Below are 18,712 nucleotides of genomic sequence, written 5' to 3' on the forward strand. Positions count from 1 at the left end.
ACCCTACGGCCTGGGCCAGCTCGTGGCACATGACCACGGATGAATGGTCATTCTTTACATGGCCGTATCAGGTCAGCTGCGCCGTATGGATTTGAGCGCTCCTGCGGAAAATCGATCGGACGCTCAATCAGTGGCGACTCAAGAAGTGAGAAAATAGTTGATCGTTAGGTCGATAGTTTTCTGTGGGGCAGCGTCCTGAACGCCAATTTCGTGTCCGCATGCGGGCTTGGCGGGGCGACGATGCTCGTCGACTCGAACGTGAGAAAGAAGTTATTCAGGATCTTGATCGGCGAAGCGGGGCCAGCGCCGGTGGTAGCGACGCCGCCGAGGTCAGTTGATCTGTTTGATTCGTACGTGGCATTTGAATTCAGGAGTAGAGTAGTGATGATCCTGGGTTAAAATCGAGCGCAGAGCCAAAACGGCATTCATTAGTCCGCATCGCCGGCCGATGTCGGCGCGAGCTGAGAACAACTAGTGATCGCGTCTGTGGAATCGGATGGGCGAGTACCCAGTAGTCAGCAATGCCGCGCCGAAGAGAATTCCCAAGAGATAGGATCCATTCCAACTACCGGCGGAGTCGCCCACGTGCTCCTGCAGGAAAGCAAACAAGAACAGCATCGCCGCTACCGCGAATAAGAGGGTCGTCAGGCGCTTTCGGTCTGCCCGTAACCGCGGCAAGGCGGCGAAAAATAGTCCCAGGAGGAAGCCCTCGGTAAAACCTAGACATCTCGATAGAGACGCCTGAAACATTGGCCAGCTAAAAATCAGTACCGCCGTTTCGATTCCGCCGCAAACTGCCATTAGGCGCCAGTTGAGATCCCAAGGTGGACGCGCGGCCGCATAACCTTGCGGGTCACGCTGCCGCCACAACGACTCCAATTCATCGACGTAGGCCTTGGCTTCGGCCAAACCTGCCGAAGGATAAATCTCGCGATAGAGCTGAATCGCCGGAATGCGACCGAACTGCAAGAGTTTGCTTTCGACCGCGTCTTTCCGTTCCTTAGTTAAGGCGGGATGCGCCGAGTCTCCAAACGTTGTAAGGCGATAGTCTTGTACAACAAGGGCCAGCAACCACAGGCCAACCCAACCCGGGGGGTAGGCAGCAATCAGAATATCCACAACCCGCGGTTCCCCCTCCCAGACTAACGCCTCGATGGATTTCAAGAGAATCATGACGCTCACGAATGTGGCGGCGAGTCCGAGAAGGGCGGTTGCGACTCGCACTAACCGAATCAGGGGCTGGGCGGGTTGTACCCACCGGTCGGCGCCGGACGGATAATGCCGCCACCGTTGTGATCTTCGGACAATCCATATGGCAACGATAAACCCAGGCAAGCACAGCAAGAGGCCCCTCCTCTGCCAGGGCCCTAACGCCTCGTTGCGCGTACCTGGCTCTCGAGCGAGGGCGGGGTTAGCTTGTTGGGCGCGTAAGAAGGCATTTTCTTCCGCTAGATAGAGCAGACCCGCAACGAGCGCGGCGACGGTGAAGGCCGTAGCTGCAGCTAATATCCCCGGATGCCCGCGCATCCAACTCGCTGCCTTACGCGCGACGCTGGCCGGTCTCGCATGAATGGGCTCGCGGCGTATAAAGCGGTCGAGGTCTTCCGCCAAATCGCGCGCCGAATGATAGCGTCGCTGCGGCGACTTTTCTAAACACTTCAGACAGATAGTTTCGAGGTCGGGTGGGATCGCGGAGTTTCGAGTCCGCGGCGCGATCGGCTCCGCCTCCATCACTTTGAGCAGCGCCGCCATCGGATTGTCGGATTGAAACGGCGGCTCGCCCGTGAGGAGTTCGTAAAAGATCGCTCCCAACGCATAGACGTCACTGTGCGGGCCAATTTGATCGTGGCGACCTGAGGCTTGCTCTGGCGACATATAGGCGGGCGTCCCCATAATGTCCCCGGTCTGCGTCAGGTTACGCCCGCTGCCCGTCGTTTTGGCCAGCCCAAAGTCGGTGACATGCGGTACGTTGTCGGCGTCGATGAGTATGTTCGAGGGTTTCAAGTCACGATGGAGCGTCCCGCGCGAATGCGCAAAGTGCACAGCCTCAGCAATCGTTTTGACGAGTGTTGCCGCTTGCAAGGCTGGCGTCGGCCTTCTTGCCGCCCACTCCGCGAGGCTCGGCCCGTCAATGTAGTCCATCGAGAAGTAATGCTGGCCCTCGTGCAGTCCCACCTCGTGAATGGCCACGATATTCGGGTGCTTCAGGTTCGCCACCGCTTCGGCTTCGGCATAGAAACGATCAATGGCAACGTCGTCGGCCAGATGGCCGGCCAGGATCATTTTCAGCGCCACAGGGCGGTTGAGCGTCAACTGCCGCGCTTTATAAACGACGCCCATGCCGCCCCGTGCGACTTGCGACTCCACCTCGTAGTCCCCGAAGTAGTGGACCTTAGGATTAGAACCGGCGAACGTTGGAGGCGAATTGGGCGCAATAGTCTCGGCCATGCCCTCTCGGAGCAAGCACGTCGGGCAAAGACCTCCGAGTGCATCGGTCGAGAGATGGGCGCCACAATTGGGGCATCGTCGGGTCTGGTCCATGATCGTTCCCTTTCATCTCTTACAAAAGAAATGGGAACGAAAGGTTACAGGGTTTCTGGCGTCCGCGTCAGATATCTGCGAAGACGTCGTGAAATTTCAGCAGGCTACGGAGAAATTTCACGTTAGCCTCCAACAGCCGCCATCAACGCCAGTAGTTCTTCGTCGATTTCCTCCTGACTGGCGACGGTCTGAGCAATCTCGTCGAGGAGTAGACTCCGGAATCGTTTTCGTAGTCGATGTACCGCGACTTTAACCGCTCCTTCACCCATCCCGACTTCGACGCCGAGATCTCGGTACGCGGCCGCGCCGCTTGGATCAACGATCGTTGGCCTTAACGCCTCAAACAAGCGCCCCTTCTGTGCTTGCACGTATTCGTTATGCAGCCGCTGGAGCACACGCTCCAAGAGCGTCAAAGCCCAGCGTCGCTCATAGATCCGTTCGGCCGTCAGATCGTGTGCTGGCTCGAGTAGATACGATGCCTCAGCGGAGACCGCGTCGATGGACAGCGAGGCAGCGCCACCGCCTCGTTTTTGAGCGCGCGCCTTGTCCCATTCATTGGCAAGGAAGTTTTGCAGTGATGCCAGTAAGAACGAACGGAATCGCCCTTTGGCGCTGTCGACGCCGACGAGGCAACGCTTTTCGAGTAGGCGACTGAAGAATTCTTGCGTCAGGTCGCTTGCGTCGTCAGGCGTGTAACCTCGTCTCCGAATAAATGCGTACAGAGGATACCAGTAAGCTCGACACAATGTCTCCAATGCGGCGTTGGATTCGGGCGATGACTCGCGCGCCGCCGAAACGACGATACTCCACCGTGTCGTGGCAAAATTGGCGCGATTGTTCAACTCGCTTTGTTTGTCGGCAGAGTCCATGGACGTTCTAGTGTATGCGGCCGGAGTGCAGATGCCCTAGAAGACTTCGGATGTCCTTGAAACGGCCCGTTTGATTGCAGCACGAGCGTGCTTAAGACCATCCCGATGATCGTGGGGCTGCATGCCTCCAGAGGCGAGATCAAATCAGTCGTAGAATCGGAGATCGGATCGTGGCTCGCACTGTAAAGTCACAACTTGATCAGCCTCGGTCGGGGCGACGAATGGCACTTAGATTTCCCAAAAGCCATTGACCAAGAGGCGCTTCAGTTCGTGTCGCGGCACGTTGTCAGAGGCGTGAATCCTGCGGACGTTCTGCGCCATTTTCGGTGAGTCCCAGCGATTCGTCGAGTTCGCGGCAGGCCAGTAATCCGGCGTCGGTCGTGACCTTGCTGCCGTAGGATGTTAACTTCAACCGGCTGTCAAAACCGACCCGCAAATCGTCTAGGTCCGAATCTGCACAACGGCCACTCCTGGTCGACGCCCTGGGTGCTCGACGACCCAACGACGTACGGCACTCCGCCCGAGGGGCAGCACGTGGCGAACCTTCTGAAGGGCAGCTCACGGGAGTCTCGCATGGCTCGCGCCGCCGTTAGAAAGGGCGTGTGCCCCCCCCCATCATTACTGCTGCCGGAATCGCCAGCGAGTAGGGCCGTTGATTTCAACAGCGACGGAGCCTTTGGCGCCGGCGATCTGCCGCGATGGATCACTGGCTTCGGCAGCACGTCCGCCCTCTTCAGCAATGGCGACGGCGACGCGGACGGTGACGTCGATGGCGCCGACTACTTGACTTGGCAACGGGAGTTCGGCAAGGGCCAGAAGGTTCCTCAAGTCTGCAAGATCCTGGAGATTACAGAGCAGGCGTACTTCCGCTGACGTTAGAAGTACGGTGGGATGGCTCCGGAGATGACCAGTCAAGGGAGACCACGCCTGATGGCGGTGTTGGTCGACGCCTGTCTCTTGCTCCGTGCGTTCGAGCGGCGATCCCCCGAATTCGTGATGATCCGCAAGGCTCTCCGGCGTTCCATCGCAACTCAAGAGCGGCTTATCGCCGAATTTTGGAATGTGGCCCCTCGTCCATTGGCGAAAAATGGTCAGGGTCCAACAGGCGACCGCGTCAAGCGTCGTGACGTCCTTTCCGAAGACGCTCAATCGTATAGGAACTGGTCGAGCGAATGGAGCTACCGGAGTGGCCGTTCACGACGCCCGCTTAGTATCGGTACTGTTGGCAGCCGGGTCGAAGCGGGTGATGACCTAAACCTTCCAAAATGGCACAGTGAGGCCAGCTCCTGCGACGCTGCGAGAACATCAGCGGCGATGAGCTGCCGCAACGCGGGCGGCGAGTCATCGTCGGTCGGCGTCAGACTATTGCGGGCTGAAAAAAGAACTCGATAATGCAGGCGCCATGGACGAACTCATCAAACGACTGCGTCGCCTCCCGAAGCATCCCATGACTTGCCAGGGAGGACTTTTTCCTTGGCCCCAGCTAGTGCGCGGCGAAGGCGGAACGCCGTTTCGACCGCACTTTCCGCTTTGGGCGGACGTCGAATTAGGGGCGATCCATGCGGACGCGATGCTTGCTCCTGATGAAGATTCGTTGCGCGCCGCCTTGGAGACGTTGGGTGGATTCGTTGAAAAGCGGATGGACAACAACGCGTGCCCCCAGCGGCTCGAGGTCTGTGACCCGGAATTGGCAGAATACTTACGCCAGCATTTGGCGAACACCGGGATCGACGTGGAGCTGGTCGACGAGCTTCCGATGTTGGAGGCCGCCGTTGCGAAGATGGCCGAGATGCTCGACGCTCAGGCCGAAGGCGCGCCCAGTCTACTCGATTCACGCGGTGTGACCATCGAGCGGGTTCGTGCGTTTGCGGACGCCGCGGCCGCCTTCTATCGCGCCGCCCCGTGGCGTTACTTGGCCGACACCGACCTGATCCAGATCGAAGCTCCCAAACCGCCCCGCGGGATGACTTGCTTGGTGGTGCTCGGAGCCGGCCGCAGCGTCTATGGTTTGGGACTGTATCCCAGCCGAGCCGCGTACGAACGATTTTTGCGCGCCGGACAGGAGAACGATTACGGGGACGATGTCACGACTGGCCTGGCGCAAGTGACCTTCGATCCGCTCGAGGAGTTGCCCGTCGCCGATGCCGCGTTATGGATCGAGCACCAATTACCGACCGCCGGTGATCGGGCTTACCCTTCGGCCGTGAAACACCTGGGCGATGGCGACGTCGCGCGGCCATCGAAAAAGGAACTGACTTTTCTCGAAGGCGTGCTGCGGGCGCTCGCAACGACCCGCGAAGAGGAGATCGATTCCGGCCGCTGGCAGAAACAAGTTACCACGTGCGACGGACCGCAACTGGTGACATTGGCGATCCCCGACTTGCTCAAGCCGCCGTCGCCCCAAGAGTGGTTGAAACGCGGCTTCGCGCCGGATCGGCGAGCGCATGAGCGGGTGTTTGCTGACATGCAACGCTACCTGGAGGCAAACCCTCCTGCACCCGATGAAGGATTCGAGGCGATCAATCGTTTGTTTGCCGGTCGCTCGATCGATAATCCTCTCACCCAGCCCCGCACGCCGGCGGAACAGGCGCAGGATCTGTGCTTCCAGGCGTTTGACGCCCACGGCCGGCGCCGGGTGCAATTAGCCCGTCAGGCCATCGAGCTTGATCCCGATTGCGCCGACGCGTATGTGATCCTGGCCGAGCAAGCGGGTACGCTCGAGGACGAAATTCAACATGGTCTGCGCGGCCTGCAGGCCGCCGAGCGGACTCTCGGGTCAGCCTGCTTCGCCGAGAATGTGGGCCACTTCTGGGATATGACGGAGACTAGGCCATACATGCGAGCGCGATTCGGACTGGCCGAGTCCCTCACCGCGGCCGGACGAATCGACGAAGCGTTGACGCACTATCAGGAGTTGTTGCGTCTGAATCCCCAAGACAATCAGGGCGTGCGGTATGTGCTGTTGCCCAATCTGCTAGCCGCCGGTCGCGATGTCGAAGCAGCGCGGCTACTCAAGCAATACAACGAGGAATCCGCGAATTGGGCCTACTCACGCGCTTTGTTGGCGTTTCGCCTCAGCGGTCGTTCGGCGCCCGCCGAGCGCGAATTGCGCGACGCGATACGCACCAATTCGCACGTACCAGAGCTACTATGCTCCGAGGAACCAATACCGCAGCCTCCACACTACGCACTTGGGAGCTTTGAGGAAGCCTGCGTCGCTGTTGAGGAACTGCGGCCAGCGTTTGAGGTTACCTCCGGTGCGCTCGACTGGGTCGCCGACTCGCTGCGGCAGCGCGAGGCGGAATTGGACCGGCTACGGCGCGAGAAACGTCGCAGGGAACGGGCGAAGAATAAGAAGCGCAAGGGACGATAGTCGGTAGCCAAGGTCCGAGGAATCGTCGTCGGTACGTACGCTTTTTGGCGTATGACCACCCGCTTGCCGTACGCTCTACGCCGCTCGGCATGGCAGCAGGCGGACTGTTGCTGCCGTTTGGGTAGTCGAAGTACCCGCCGCTCGCCGGATCGAAATCGGCGGCCTTGTATCATTCGTCGGCACTGGGAAGAAAGACTTGCGACTGGCTATGGCGGAACGGATTGGCGGCGTCGTAGCCGGCATTTCCCATGGCGAGGCTTAGATCAACGTTCCGGTCGGTGCTGCCGGTAATTCGCCGGCGCCTTATTGAGGCACCACAGTAGAGAATGTTCGTGGATTAACGAGAGCCCTCCCGGCCCTCGGGCGCATCGCGGTAGCATGAGAGATGCTGGCGGGCCATCCGCGGCCCACGGCTTCGAGCGGATTTTTGCCCAGCACGGCTTCCATGCTCGCCGTACAATGATTCAATGAGCCAGCGAAACTGGAACGGCGACCGTTGCAGAGTAACGATTGAAGCGTTGTGCGCGTTCAATGCGATTGGGGGCGTGCTGCTCGATCCGCAGGATGATGGAGTGGGCCGCCGAGTCATTGGACTGGCAAGTCCGAAAATCAGCCGAAGGCTCTCAATCTGAACGCCATCGAACAACCTTCGAATCGTTTGATCCTGCTTACCGGCGCCACCGGCTATGTCGGGGGTCGGCTGTTGCCGCGATTAGAGCAGCGGGGCTATCGCGTGCGCTGCCTCACGCGCCGCCCGGAAGCGCTTGCAGGGCGTGTTGGCGACCATACCGAGCTCGTCGCTGGGGACGTACTGGATCCAACGTCACTGGCAGCGGCCCTGGCCGGCGTTGATACCGCGTTCTACTTCGTGCATTCCATGGGCGCCGATCGCGATTTTGAAGCGCAGGACCGCATCGCGGCGGAGAACTTTGCGCGACTCGCGACGACTGCAGGAGTGCGCCGGATCATTTATCTCGGAGGGCTCGGCAGCGCCGACCAAAAGCTCTCCAAGCACCTCCGCAGTCGCCAAGAGACCGGTGACGTCCTGCGGGCTCATCACTCAGCGGTCATCGAGTTTCGAGCCTCGATTGTCATTGGCTCGGGTAGCATCTCGTTCGAGATGATTCGCGCACTGGTCGAGAGGCTGCCGGTCATGATTTGTCCCCGCTGGGTGCAGGTCAAGGCACAGCCGCTCGCCATTGAGGATTTGTTGGAGTATCTTTTGGCAGCCATGACGCTGCCGACAGGTCCGTCGCAAGTCTATGAAATCGGCGGCCCCGACCAGGTGTCGTACGGGGAGCTGATGCACGAGTACGCTCGCCAGCGAGGACTCACGAGATGGATGATCCCGGTGCCCCTGTTGACGCCGTATCTTTCGAGTCTTTGGCTAGGGCTGGTCACGCCGCTTTATGCCCGCGTGGGTCGCAAGCTCGTGGATAGCCTCCGCAATCCGACGCTCATCTCGAATCATCTCGCCGAGACCACCTTCTCGATTCGGCCGCGGTCGTTAAGCGAGGCCATTGCCCGAGCCCTCGTGAACGAAGATCGGGAGTTTGCCGAAACTCGCTGGTCCGACGCCTTGTCTTCGGCCGGTGCGCCACGCAGCTGGGGTGGATCGCGTTTCGGTTCACGACTGGTCGATTCGCGAACCGTCACCGTCGAGGTTTCGCCGGAGCAGGCATTTGCTCCGATTCGCCGCATTGGCGGGCGCACCGGCTGGTACTACGGCGACTGGTTGTGGTCAGTACGCGGTTTCCTGGACTTGCTCGTGGGCGGAGTCGGCGTGCGACGCGGCCGACGTGATGCCGAAAACCTGCATGTCGGCGATCCGCTCGACTTCTGGCGGGTGGAGCTTTACGAGCCGCCGAGAATTCTGCGGCTGCACGCAGAAATGAAGCTCCCTGGACGCGCCTGGCTTGAGTTTGAAGTCACTCCGTGCGAACACGGCAGTTGTATTCGCCAGACGGCGATCTTCGATCCGCTGGGACTGTTAGGCTTGCTCTACTGGTACGGAATCTATCCGCTCCACCAGTGCGTGTTTGCCGGCATGTTGCGAAGCATTGCACGTGCAGCAGAGGGGACGGGCGCGACGCCTCCGCCGGAGGAGCAGGCCAGTGCGGCAGCGAACTCTCGTCATTGAGAACGGGAGCCTGCGAGAGGCGGATAGGCCTTCACCACCCCACAGGGTCCACAATAGAACTAACCAAAACCAGCGCCTACGCCCTTGCCGCGCCTGCAGCGTGCCGGGGCTAAGCCGGGGGGCGGTCGCTGCAGTTGTTGCGCATCTGCAATGTCGCAACTACGAGTCATCGCAGCGTCGCTTCAATCGGCTCACCGTGTCACCGGAACCGCAAGTGTTGCAATCACCCAGACCAATCGATTCGATACTTCGACTTCGGGCAAGCCTTCACGACGACTGCGTCGTCAATGGTGCCAAAGCCCCGCGGGATTTGACCGCCGCAGAAGGGATGAGCGAGTTCAGACTCCTTCGCGAACGATTGGACCGCGAGAGGGGCCGGATCAGTTGAACGCAGTCCCATCGGAATCGGCGATAATCCTGAATCGATGACTGGATCGATCAGCCACGAAAAATCTGTGGGTAGGGATGGCTTCACCTGAGCCGGTCGTGCAACCAAGCCCGAGCAAAGGCCCAATGTCGGTTAACGGTCCGTACCGAGAGTCCCAGCGCCAGCGCCGTATCCTCGATTGTCAGCGCGGCGAAGTAGCGAAGCTTCACCACCTTCGCCGCTTCGGGCTCCTCTGCTTCCCACTGCTGGAGCGCTTCGCTTCGCGTACAACACTCCAGGTGAGGCGCAAGCGATTGCTCGATGATGATTCACCAGAACTGGGCCTGGATCACCGCCGCCCCAATGGTTAGCTGCGAGCTTGACGACTGACTGACGCGCCCGCGGGGTCTCCTCGATAATCGCTCTTGGCACGCCGGGGCCAAAAGATTAGCCTCCGCGGCGTCGCTTACCTCAATTTAAGCAAGGCTCTCTGCACCTGCGGCGTCCATCCTGTTGCAGAGTGGAACTCCGATCAGAATCTCGGCGTTCCCAAGTCGAGCCCCGTTGATGCCCAGGAGATTAGCCATGCCCAAGCAATTCTTCGTTACGGCCTTCGCGATAGTCGCCTATCTTTCGCTGTGTTCGTCGAACGCAATGCATGCCGAACTCCCCAAGACACTCCAAGCCAGCGACGCTAAACTCACGCTCAACGGATCAGGGGCCCGAACGAAATACCTGCTTGAGATGTACGTCGCCGGACTGTACCTCGCTCAGCCGAGCAGCGACGCGGCTGCAATCGTCGCCGCCGACGCTCCAATGGCGATCCGCCTGGAGATCTCTTCTAATTTAGTGACTGAAGAAAAGCTCGTCGAATCGCTTAACGAAGGATTCGATAACGCTACAGGCGGCAAGCCAGAACCCATTCGTAAAGAAATCGACCTCTTCCGCAAGTGCCTTGCCGGTAAGATCTCCAAAGGAGACGTTCTGGACCTTGTTTACCTACCGGGCCAGGGCATTATTGTCGTTAAGAACGGCGAGAAGCAGGGTGCTATCGAAGGGATCGCCTTTAAGAAAGCCTTGTTCGGCGTCTGGCTCTCCAATAAGCCCGCGGACAAAGATCTCAAACGAGAGATGCTACTGGCTAAGGGAATCGGCGGGCAATCCTTGCAGAAATAGCCACGCCAGCCTCACCACCAATAATCGGCCGGCGGAAATCGTCGATTTGCAACTGAGGATTCCCGAGCGTTGGATCCAATATTAGCGGGAACGCCCCCGGCGCATCGCGCTTGCAACGGTAGCCGCTTGCCGGTTGGCAGCGCGTAGCGCTTCGTGTCAGGCTTTGGTCGCCTGCTGAAGTCAACCCGATCAGTAGATCGTATGCGTCAAGGCCATTCGACGCCGCCATCTGGTTGATCCTACGGCTCGCAGAATAGCGCCGGTCGGCCGACGTGCACGGGACCAAACTTCCACCAAGCCTTGCCGACTGCTTCGATGGCGCGGCTTATCCTTGCGGGACCACGTTAACCGCCGAGCCGGAATCCTGGCGTCCTCCGGACTGATGGTCGCCAGATCGTCTGGCAAGTGCTTCAGGAAGAAATCCCGATACTGAATCACCATGGCAGGCCCGACACGGACTTGCACCCCGAGAATCACCGCAAGCGCCCGCTTCTTGACGTCCAGATCAATCATGTCAACCGTCGGGTGGCCGTCGATCCAGTGGTGATGATGACTCCTGACCTGCCCCCGGGTAGTGAACCAATCAATAAGTTAGGGTTGGGCATGTCTCAGAGCGGCTGCCTGACGTCGCCGCGTTGCGAACGCGACGAACGCAACGCCCGGACGACGCATTCCGCGCGCTGGCGATGGCTTGCGGCGGCGATCCGAGCGCTCGCCTCGCATGCCGGCTTGGTATGCCGATGATGAGATTGCCAGTAGCCTCTCCGAGCCGGGATGCGACTGATTCCGACAGCGGCTACCTAGCTGAAACTCCGGTCACTGCGAATCTGCACTGGCGAACTACAGATCAACGTAGCGTCGCTTCAATCGCCCCTCCAACGCGATCAATAACTGCGCACGCCAGAGATCCGGTCGAAGATCGCCCAGCGTCGCGCCGTCTGATCGCTTCAAGGGCGCGACGAGAGTGAGATTGTGTTTCACGATACAATCAGACGACGCGCAAGCGGGGTTTAGCGATACCCCAAACGCTGGGCTTTCTGGTCAGTAGCCCTAAACGTCGTCTGTTCCTCGTCGCTCCCTTCTACAGATCGATCGGAAGCGGTTCATGTCCGCGTGGATATTTTTTCTTCTTGAGTGGGCGATTCGATTGGCCATGCTCGTGGTGGTCCCCTTTCGACGGACGCCGGCTGCCGCTAAAGGGTGGCTCCTGTTGATTTTTTTCGAGCCCTTCATTGGCTTGCTCACCTACATGCTAATCGGGCGTGCTAAGTTACCACGCTGGCAAGTGCAGCAACTGGCCGAACTGCCGAAGGCGATGGCGAGCGTCGTCGAACGGCTCGCGTCTCATCCGCGTGTTTTTCATCCTCAACTATCGCCTCCGCTTTCCCAAGCCGTGAAGCTTGCGGAAAACCTTGGGCAAAGCCCGATTCTTGGCGGCAACTCCCTGAAAATGGTCGTCGATTACGACGCTCTGTTCACTGAACTCGTCGCCGACATCGATCAAGCCACGCGGCACGTTCATCTGCTGTTTTACATTTTCTCAGATGACTCAGCGACCACGCCGGTGATCGCCGCCTTGGGTCGAGCCGCAGCGCGGGGAGTTCGATGTCGCGTCTTGGTCGACGCGTATGGATCTCGGTCAGGCTTGCGGGCCTTGCGGCGCAAGCTGACGACGATGGGGGTGATCGTCCATGTCATGCTGCCGATTCGCCTGTGGCCATGGCGAAAAACTCGCCTCGACCTTCGCAATCACCGTAAAATCGCCGTCATTGACGGAAAGATCGGCTACACGGGATCGCAAAACCTCGTGTGCGCGGAGTTCAAGCGCGGGCTCGCCTACGAGGATTTGATGGTCCGCGTGGCCGGACCAGTCGTTTTGGAACTGCAGTATATCTTCGCCTCTGACTGGTTCCTCGAAACCGGAGAGATTCTTGACGGAGAGACTGAGTTCCCGGAGCCCGCATCGGCGGGGCAGGTTGCGGCTCAGGCGCTTCCCAGCGGCCCTGCTTTCCCGACCCAGAATAATCAGCGGCTCTTGGTGGCCTTAGTTCACGGCGCACGCGAACAGCTCGTCTTGACCACTCCGTATTTCATTCCCGATGAGCCGCTGCTGCAGGCGATGCAAACAGCCGTGCTTCGCGGCGTTGACGTTCATCTGGTCGTCTCCAGGTTCGGCGATCATCGGCTCGTCCTGTTGGCACAGGAGTCTTATTACGAGGAACTGCTGGAAGCCGGAATCCAGGTGCATCTCTACGACAAGAACTTCCTCCACGCCAAGCATATGCGCGTCGACGAATCGGTCGCCGTCATTGGAACGAGCAATTTGGATATCCGCTCGTTTGCCTTGAACGCCGAGCTAATGCTGATCGTCTACGACGAGGGCGTGACGTCCGAACTCGCAGCCGAGCAGCAACGGTACTTCGAGCATGCTAGCCTGCTTGATCTCGCGACTTGGGAGAAGAGACCGCTTTACAAGCAACTTGTTCAAAACCTCGCTCGGCTCCTTAGCCCCCTCCTTTAGTGAGAAGCTTCTTTCAGGTCGGATCGCTAAGCTCTCTCTGTCTGCGCTCGATGCGCCGCCGTTGATCACTGCGCGTAAGGCAGCGCTCTCCCCACGGAAGCGTAACGGGTATTTGCGCGCTCCACACGCGCGTGTTCAGCTTGATCAGCGAACCCGAATTCATCGGCCTTTGCGATCATTCACTCGGCGATTTCCGATGCCATCCGGAGACGCGTCATTCGTAAGATAGCTGTGGAAAAGTGACCGCTTGCGCTGGTTGCCGACCCCCGCGGAGAAAGGACGTGTTATGCCTGCCTCGCACGAATGGTTTAAGAACATCCTCGTTGCTGTGGATTTCTCCGCGTCAACGCCGACGACGTTGAACCAGGCCCTTCGGCTAGCGAAAACGGATCAGTGCCGCGTTGCGCTAGCCCACTGCGTACCTGACATCGCCCGTCTCATCGCCAGTACGCCGCGATTCATTGCAGGCATGCCGCAGCTGGCGACGCTGTACGGCGATATCGACCAGACGCAACAGGACTTCAAGCAGGACGCCGCGGCCCAGCTGAGTGAACTCACCGCGACTCTACCGACCAAGGATCATGAGATAAGTTCTTCAGTTCTCGTGGGTGACCCAGATGTCGCGATCTCTCAGGCGGTTGCAGAACATGGCTACGACCTCGTTGTCTGCGGGACGCGCGGCGCCGGCACGTGGGAGAAGTTTCTCGTAGGCAGCACGGCGAAGCGGCTCGTTCGAGACTGTCCGACGTCAGTATTGGTCGTGAATGATGAACACAGGCGCCCCCCGCAAGTCGTGATGGCGGCAGTCGACTTTTCCGCAGTAAGCCTGAAGGCGCTCTCGACTGCATCCAGCGTCGCAACGCACTGGAGCGCTGAACTTCACGTGCTACATGTCGTCGAGTCGCTCGAAATCTCCGCGGAGGCAGTCAAACGGAATTCCCAAGCGGAACGACTGCGCAACGAAATCAACGATGAAGCCGCGGAGCGAATTCTGGCGTCAGTAAAGCGATGCGGTGGTGAGCTTGGGAAGGTGCGCGTCCATGTGTCCTGGGGGACGCCGTGGAGGGAATTGGCGAGAACGGCAGAACGAATCAACGCCGAACTCATCGCAATAGGAACCGTCGGGCGCAGCGGAATCAACGGCTTACTGATCGGCAACACCGCGGAAAAGGTGCTCAGCGCGTGTCGGCGCAGCATCCTTACGGTGAAGCCGGACGATTTCCGACGATCGCTCGTTGAAGCGTAAACGCCGCGGATGCAGCCCGTCAATTCCTTAGTGATTAGTCCGCTGCGTGCGGGAGATTATTCTAATGACTCAGCAGCGCCGCCATACCGGCGATACTCCCGAAATCGATCACTCCACGCTGGATGAACTGATTCGCGAACTGACAGAAGTGCAAGCGGACATGTTGGACTTGGAGGCCCGGGGGATGGCCCAAGCGACGCACATCCATTCCAGCTATCATCAGAGTGCGCGTAATCTGCTGCACTATTTGTCGCTGCGACGACGAGACATTCGCGCACTGCAATCGCGCCTGGCGGAAATCGGCCTATCGTCGCTTGGTCAGTCGGAATCGCACGTCCTCGCTACCGTGGAATCGCTGCTCAACGTCCTGCACCAACTGGCCGGTCAGGACCGGAGTGCTCGCACACCTCGTGCGCACGCTCTCGCCTTCTCAGAAGGCAGAGCCCTTTTGTCGCAACATACAGAAGCACTCTTTGGACGAGGACCAGGCCACCGCCGAGTTCGCATCATGGTGACCATACCCTCAGAGGCCGCGAGTGATCCGCAGCTGATAGAGTCGTTGCTAGCGAGCGGCATGGACTGTGCGCGCATCAACTGCGCCCACGACGACCCCGTTGTCTGGGAACGTCTCATCGCTAACCTTCGATCCGCCGAACGAACCCTCGGCAAAACGTGCAAGGTACTCATGGATCTCGCCGGCCCGAAGCTGCGCACCGGCCCCATCGAGCGCGGAGCGAAGGTCGTTAAATGGAGGCCTCAACGCGACTCTTACGGCCGCGTTACGGCGCCCGCCCGGATCTGGATTTATGCTGAAGGTGACAAGTTGGAGCCGCCCTCCGGAGCGGATGCCTGCTTGCCGGTCCCTAGGGATTGGCTGGCAACACTTGGCGTCGGGGACCGCCTCAACTTCGTGGATGCTCGTGGAGCGAGGCGGTTTCTGTGGGTCGTGGGCGCCGAGGAGCGAGGCCGCTGGGCTGAGGCTGTACGCACCGCGTACATCACTCCCGGCACCGAGCTCACCATTGTCAGCCGGGCTGCAAGGACATTGTCCAGCGGAGCCATCGCCCAAGTCGGCGACCTGCCGCCGGGGGAACGCGCCTACATCGTCAAATTAGGGGATGCTTTGATTCTCACTAGGGACCTGATGCCCTCTCCCCCGGAGAACCCTCCGAACCGTCGCGAGCGATCCCTACCCGTCAGAATCGGCTGCACTTTGCCGGAGATCTTCGACGATGTCCGCGCCGGGGAACGGATTTGGATCGACGACGGCAAGATCGGCGGCGTCATTGAGGCCGTGCAGGCCGATGAAATCGTCGTTCGGGTCACGCATGCGCGCATTCGCGGCGAAAAGCTCCGCGCCGACAAGGGGATCAACCTGCCGGACAGTTCGCTGCGGCTTCCCGCGCTCACCGCGAAAGACCTCGCCGATCTGCCGTTCGTGGCCGCCCACGCCGATCTGGTCGGCTATTCCTTCGTCCGAACGGCCGCAGACGTTTGTGAACTGGAGGATCACTTGGCCCGGCTCGGCGGCGAACAGCTAGGCATCGTCTTAAAAATTGAGACGCGCCGCGCCTTTGAACAGCTGCCCAGTCTGCTGCTAGCGACGATGCGGACCCCTCGCGACGGCGTCATGATCGCCCGCGGGGATTTGGCCATTGAATGCGGCTATGAGCGAATGGCGGAAGTGCAGGAGCAGATCCTGTGGGTTTGCGAGGCCGCGCATGTGCCGGTCATCTGGGCCACTCAAGTGTTGGAAGGATTGACCAAAGACGGCCAGCCGTCCCGAGCCGAAATTTCCGACGCCGCAATCGCGCAGCGCGCCGAGTGCGTGATGCTGAACAAGGGGTCGCATATCCTGCAGGCAGTCAGCACGCTTGACGACATCCTCAGGCGAATGGATGCTCACCAGAGCAAGAAAAGTTCGATGCTTCGGCCCCTGGAATTGGCCCGTCGCTTTTCGGCGGAGTCGTTCTAAATGCAGCCGGGCTGATGGGACGAACGAAGGAATCCTTTCTACCCGCAACTGGCTTACTCGTGGCCCATAGTTGATCGTATCCGTCCCAGGAACTACACCCTACCAGCTGGTTCAAAAACCGCGGGTTAATGAACGCGTTAATCTGCGATGAGCTATGACCTTCATCATGCGCAACGACGCGGTCGCGTCGACACGACCGCAGCCGCCAGGATGAGCATCACCAGCCCTGACGGCTCGGGCACAGATAGCGAGGCGAGAATCGCTCGTCCCATTGCTGGGTTGAGCCGATTGAGAATGACCCAATCCCCCAAATCAGTTATGCGGTCTAGGTTGAGGTCGCCATGCATATAGGCTGCGGACGCCGTTGAATGACCGCTGGTCAGCCACCCCAAACGGAATGCCGTCACATCGTCAGTCGTTGCAGGGCCTTGACCGTTACCCGCGACGACACCGTCTTGGTTCACATCGCCCACGATTCCGTTAGGCGGTCCAAACGGCGCTAGTTCCAGCGAAATGTTATCGACGTAGCCGTCGTTCTCGCCGAAAGCGCTCGATGCCGTAATTACGATATCGATGAATCGGGTTAGCGGTGGCAATCGACCGAAGTCCTCGCGGCACAGAAGTCCTGTGGCATTTCCGCGATCCGCAGCGGTGACGGCGGTCAACCCCATTGCGGCGATTTCAACGCCCGCGGCGTTAAGGGAACGGGCCGTAACGGTGGCGCTGTCGGACTGATTTAAGTATCCACCGAGCCAAGCGGACAGCTCAAACATCAGACTGCCGCCGTCAATTTGCCTCGCAAGATTGCTGACGTCGATCCGCTGTGACATGGAGCTCTGCTGATTCAGTCCGCCGGAGAAGAAATTGGCGCCGCGATCTGGCGGGCCGGGGTCCAGCTGGGACGGAAATCCGCCGCCAGCGAGATAACTGATCGTGTTCACGCCGCCAGGGCCCGGATCGTCCCAGCCTGCGGCATACTGCTGAATAGAGTTTTGATTGAAGCCGCGGCCATACTCCGCGTCGCCATTGAACACAAGATTCCGTCCGAGCGCTGCCGGCGCCGGCCCGGCCGGCGCCAAACCGATTGCATGTCCGTCGTAAACCTTGGGGATCGGTGCGCCGAAATACTCGAGCACAGTCGCTGCCACATCGACTAGTCGCGGGTGGGCCTGTGGCAGAATGGTGGTGGCCAAAGGGCCCGCGACGATAAATGGAATCGTCCGCTGCGGCGGCAACCCGCCACGGTGGCCCGTGCCCAGGCCGCCATGGTCAGACGTAATGATGACCAACCAGTCCTCGTTTGCGAAGTTCGGCCGGCTCTTCATGGCGTTCATAATCTGCCCGATTTGCGCGTCGGTGTTCGCGATTTCCGCAAGGTAACACGCCGCCCCGGGATCGAAGCCGCATGTGTGCCCGGCATCGTCGACGTCCGCAAAAAACGTCATGACCGCATCGGTCGCCGGGTTCTGCATGAGGCCAACCACGTGATTAGCCATCAGCTGGTCGCCATTGGCCGTGAATTCAAAGTTGATAGAACTGTCCGCACCCGAAGGGAAACTGTCGTGGGCGATCTGCCAAGTGAGCGCTCGATGGGTGTTGAGCGACGGATCGAAGGCTTCGAGCGGTGTAAACCAATCGGTCGTGCCCGGGACAACGTTCTCGAATTCGTTGGTATCGGCGCCGTGCCGGTCGACATGGAGCCCGGTCAGGTAGGCGCCCCAGCCGGGTCCGCTAAACGTGAGGTGTTCTGCCTGCGCATATGTGGCAAAGATGCCCGACGGACCGCTGGCGCCGAAGAACGTGCCATCGACAAGCGAGTCGATATTAGGAGCGTTGGCGGCGATTAAGGCGTCGGGCCGCAGGCCATCGATTGCGATGGTCAAGACCTTCCGTTCACCCGCCAAGATCGGCGTGATCGCAGCGAAGCTGAAAACGACGACGGCACAAGTGAACGTGGCGCTAAGGCGTCGAGGCATGATCCATCAACATTTCTGATTAAAGCTGAGCTGGGAACCGATCCAAGCTCGGAACGTCGCCCATTATAACAAGCGGCGCCCGTATCGAGCGCCCGGGATTTTCCGTCGAACTCCAGCCCGCGAACCCTACCTCGGGGTGTCCCACGCTCGAATCATGGCTCAAGCACCTTTCGTTGGGCTTCGGCGGAGGGGTACGTTCCAGGTTTGAATTGGTTGATTGGCGAGGCTCGTCGACGGAAGTCCAATTGGCTGGAAGAAGTCCGAGCCAGAGCGGAGACGATTACTGAAACCGCCTCTAGTCCTCATGTCGAACCTTATTTAGCGCTGCCCTTGCTCGCGTCTCTGCTCTCGCGTCGTTCGCCGCCGTTCGGGTAATCGGTAGGTGGACGCGCCGTGGCCCTTCATACGGCGCAGCTGGGGGACGCTTCCGGCGATCGAGAGCTTTCTTCGAGAGTGATTCGCTCTGCAGAGGAATCTCGCGCAAATCATCGGGAATTTCGATGACAACATATCGCCTTTTCAATTTGT

General features: G+C 59.7%; 11 protein-coding genes. 7 read left to right on the forward strand and 4 right to left on the reverse strand.

Features of this window, described 5'->3' with window-relative positions; translation table 11 throughout:
• Positions 1-471 precede the first annotated feature (471 nt).
• Positions 472-2,448 carry a serine/threonine-protein kinase gene (locus I41_RS12850; protein ID WP_168206878.1) on the reverse strand — a complete coding sequence of 659 codons (1,977 nt, stop codon included), beginning with the start codon at positions 2,446-2,448 and terminating at the stop codon, positions 472-474.
• Between the two features lie 215 nt (positions 2,449-2,663).
• Positions 2,664-3,410, reverse strand: a complete 747-nt coding sequence (locus tag I41_RS12855; protein WP_145433074.1) for an RNA polymerase sigma factor — start codon at positions 3,408-3,410, stop codon at positions 2,664-2,666.
• A 573-nt stretch (positions 3,411-3,983) separates the two neighbouring features.
• Here I41_RS12855 and I41_RS12860 point away from each other — a divergent pair.
• From I41_RS12860 to I41_RS12870, 3 genes are all read left to right on the forward strand, one after another.
• Positions 3,984-4,283, forward strand: a complete 300-nt coding sequence (locus I41_RS12860; RefSeq protein WP_145433075.1) for a hypothetical protein — start codon at positions 3,984-3,986, stop codon at positions 4,281-4,283.
• 529 nt (positions 4,284-4,812) lie between these two features.
• The gene (locus tag I41_RS12865) at positions 4,813-6,783 is read left to right on the forward strand and encodes a DUF6930 domain-containing protein (RefSeq protein ID WP_145433076.1); all 1,971 of its coding nucleotides are present in this window, start codon (positions 4,813-4,815) and stop codon (positions 6,781-6,783) included.
• A 658-nt stretch (positions 6,784-7,441) separates the two neighbouring features.
• The gene (locus I41_RS12870; protein WP_145433077.1) at positions 7,442-8,923 is read left to right on the forward strand and encodes an SDR family oxidoreductase; all 1,482 of its coding nucleotides are present in this window, start codon (positions 7,442-7,444) and stop codon (positions 8,921-8,923) included.
• Between the two features lie 471 nt (positions 8,924-9,394).
• Here the strand turns inward: I41_RS12870 and I41_RS28275 are convergent, their stop codons facing one another.
• Positions 9,395-9,619, reverse strand: coding sequence for an ECF-type sigma factor (locus tag I41_RS28275; protein ID WP_145436341.1), 225 nt, complete (start codon positions 9,617-9,619; stop codon positions 9,395-9,397).
• A 256-nt stretch (positions 9,620-9,875) separates the two neighbouring features.
• Here I41_RS28275 and I41_RS12880 point away from each other — a divergent pair, with 256 nt between their 5' ends.
• The 4 genes from I41_RS12880 to I41_RS12895 all read left to right on the forward strand — a co-directional run bounded on the left by I41_RS12880 (position 9,876) and on the right by I41_RS12895 (position 16,208).
• Complete coding sequence (locus tag I41_RS12880; RefSeq protein ID WP_168206879.1) at positions 9,876-10,466, forward strand: chalcone isomerase family protein; 591 nt, start codon at positions 9,876-9,878, stop codon at positions 10,464-10,466.
• Positions 10,467-11,571: 1,105 nt separating this feature from the next.
• Positions 11,572-12,987 carry a cardiolipin synthase gene (cls, locus tag I41_RS12885; RefSeq protein WP_145433079.1) on the forward strand — a complete coding sequence of 472 codons (1,416 nt, stop codon included), beginning with the start codon at positions 11,572-11,574 and terminating at the stop codon, positions 12,985-12,987.
• A gap of 286 nt (positions 12,988-13,273) precedes the next feature.
• On the forward strand, positions 13,274-14,233 hold the full coding sequence (locus I41_RS12890; RefSeq protein ID WP_145433080.1) for a universal stress protein: 960 nt from the start codon (positions 13,274-13,276) through the stop codon (positions 14,231-14,233).
• A 64-nt stretch (positions 14,234-14,297) separates the two neighbouring features.
• Positions 14,298-16,208 carry a pyruvate kinase gene (locus I41_RS12895; protein ID WP_145433081.1) on the forward strand — a complete coding sequence of 637 codons (1,911 nt, stop codon included), beginning with the start codon at positions 14,298-14,300 and terminating at the stop codon, positions 16,206-16,208.
• Positions 16,209-16,372: 164 nt separating this feature from the next.
• On the opposite strand, the gene I41_RS12900 is transcribed toward I41_RS12895, so the two are convergent.
• Positions 16,373-18,184 (reverse strand): alkaline phosphatase family protein, encoded by a 1,812-nt coding sequence (locus tag I41_RS12900; RefSeq protein WP_145433082.1) that lies wholly within the window; start codon positions 18,182-18,184, stop codon positions 16,373-16,375.
• Positions 18,185-18,712 lie beyond the last annotated feature (528 nt).

The organism is Lacipirellula limnantheis (assembly GCF_007746075.1).
In the GTDB taxonomy this organism is placed as follows: domain Bacteria; phylum Planctomycetota; class Planctomycetia; order Pirellulales; family Lacipirellulaceae; genus Lacipirellula; species Lacipirellula limnantheis.

What these genes read in the sequence shown, in the direction of transcription:
- I41_RS12850 (WP_168206878.1), bottom strand. Translation starts at nt 2,448, where the DNA reads ATGGCCGAGACTATTGCGCCCAATTCGCCTCCAACGTTCGCCGGTTCT.
- I41_RS12855 (WP_145433074.1), bottom strand. Translation starts at nt 3,410, where the DNA reads ATGGACTCTGCCGACAAACAAAGCGAGTTGAACAATCGCGCCAATTTT.
- I41_RS12860 (WP_145433075.1), top strand. Translation starts at nt 3,984, where the DNA reads ATGGCTCGCGCCGCCGTTAGAAAGGGCGTGTGCCCCCCCCCATCATTA.
- I41_RS12865 (WP_145433076.1), top strand. Translation starts at nt 4,813, where the DNA reads ATGGACGAACTCATCAAACGACTGCGTCGCCTCCCGAAGCATCCCATG.
- I41_RS12880 (WP_168206879.1), top strand. Translation starts at nt 9,876, where the DNA reads ATGCCCAAGCAATTCTTCGTTACGGCCTTCGCGATAGTCGCCTATCTT.
- cls (WP_145433079.1), top strand. Translation starts at nt 11,572, where the DNA reads ATGTCCGCGTGGATATTTTTTCTTCTTGAGTGGGCGATTCGATTGGCC.
- I41_RS12890 (WP_145433080.1), top strand. Translation starts at nt 13,274, where the DNA reads ATGCCTGCCTCGCACGAATGGTTTAAGAACATCCTCGTTGCTGTGGAT.
- I41_RS12895 (WP_145433081.1), top strand. Translation starts at nt 14,298, where the DNA reads ATGACTCAGCAGCGCCGCCATACCGGCGATACTCCCGAAATCGATCAC.
- I41_RS12900 (WP_145433082.1), bottom strand. Translation starts at nt 18,184, where the DNA reads ATGCCTCGACGCCTTAGCGCCACGTTCACTTGTGCCGTCGTCGTTTTC.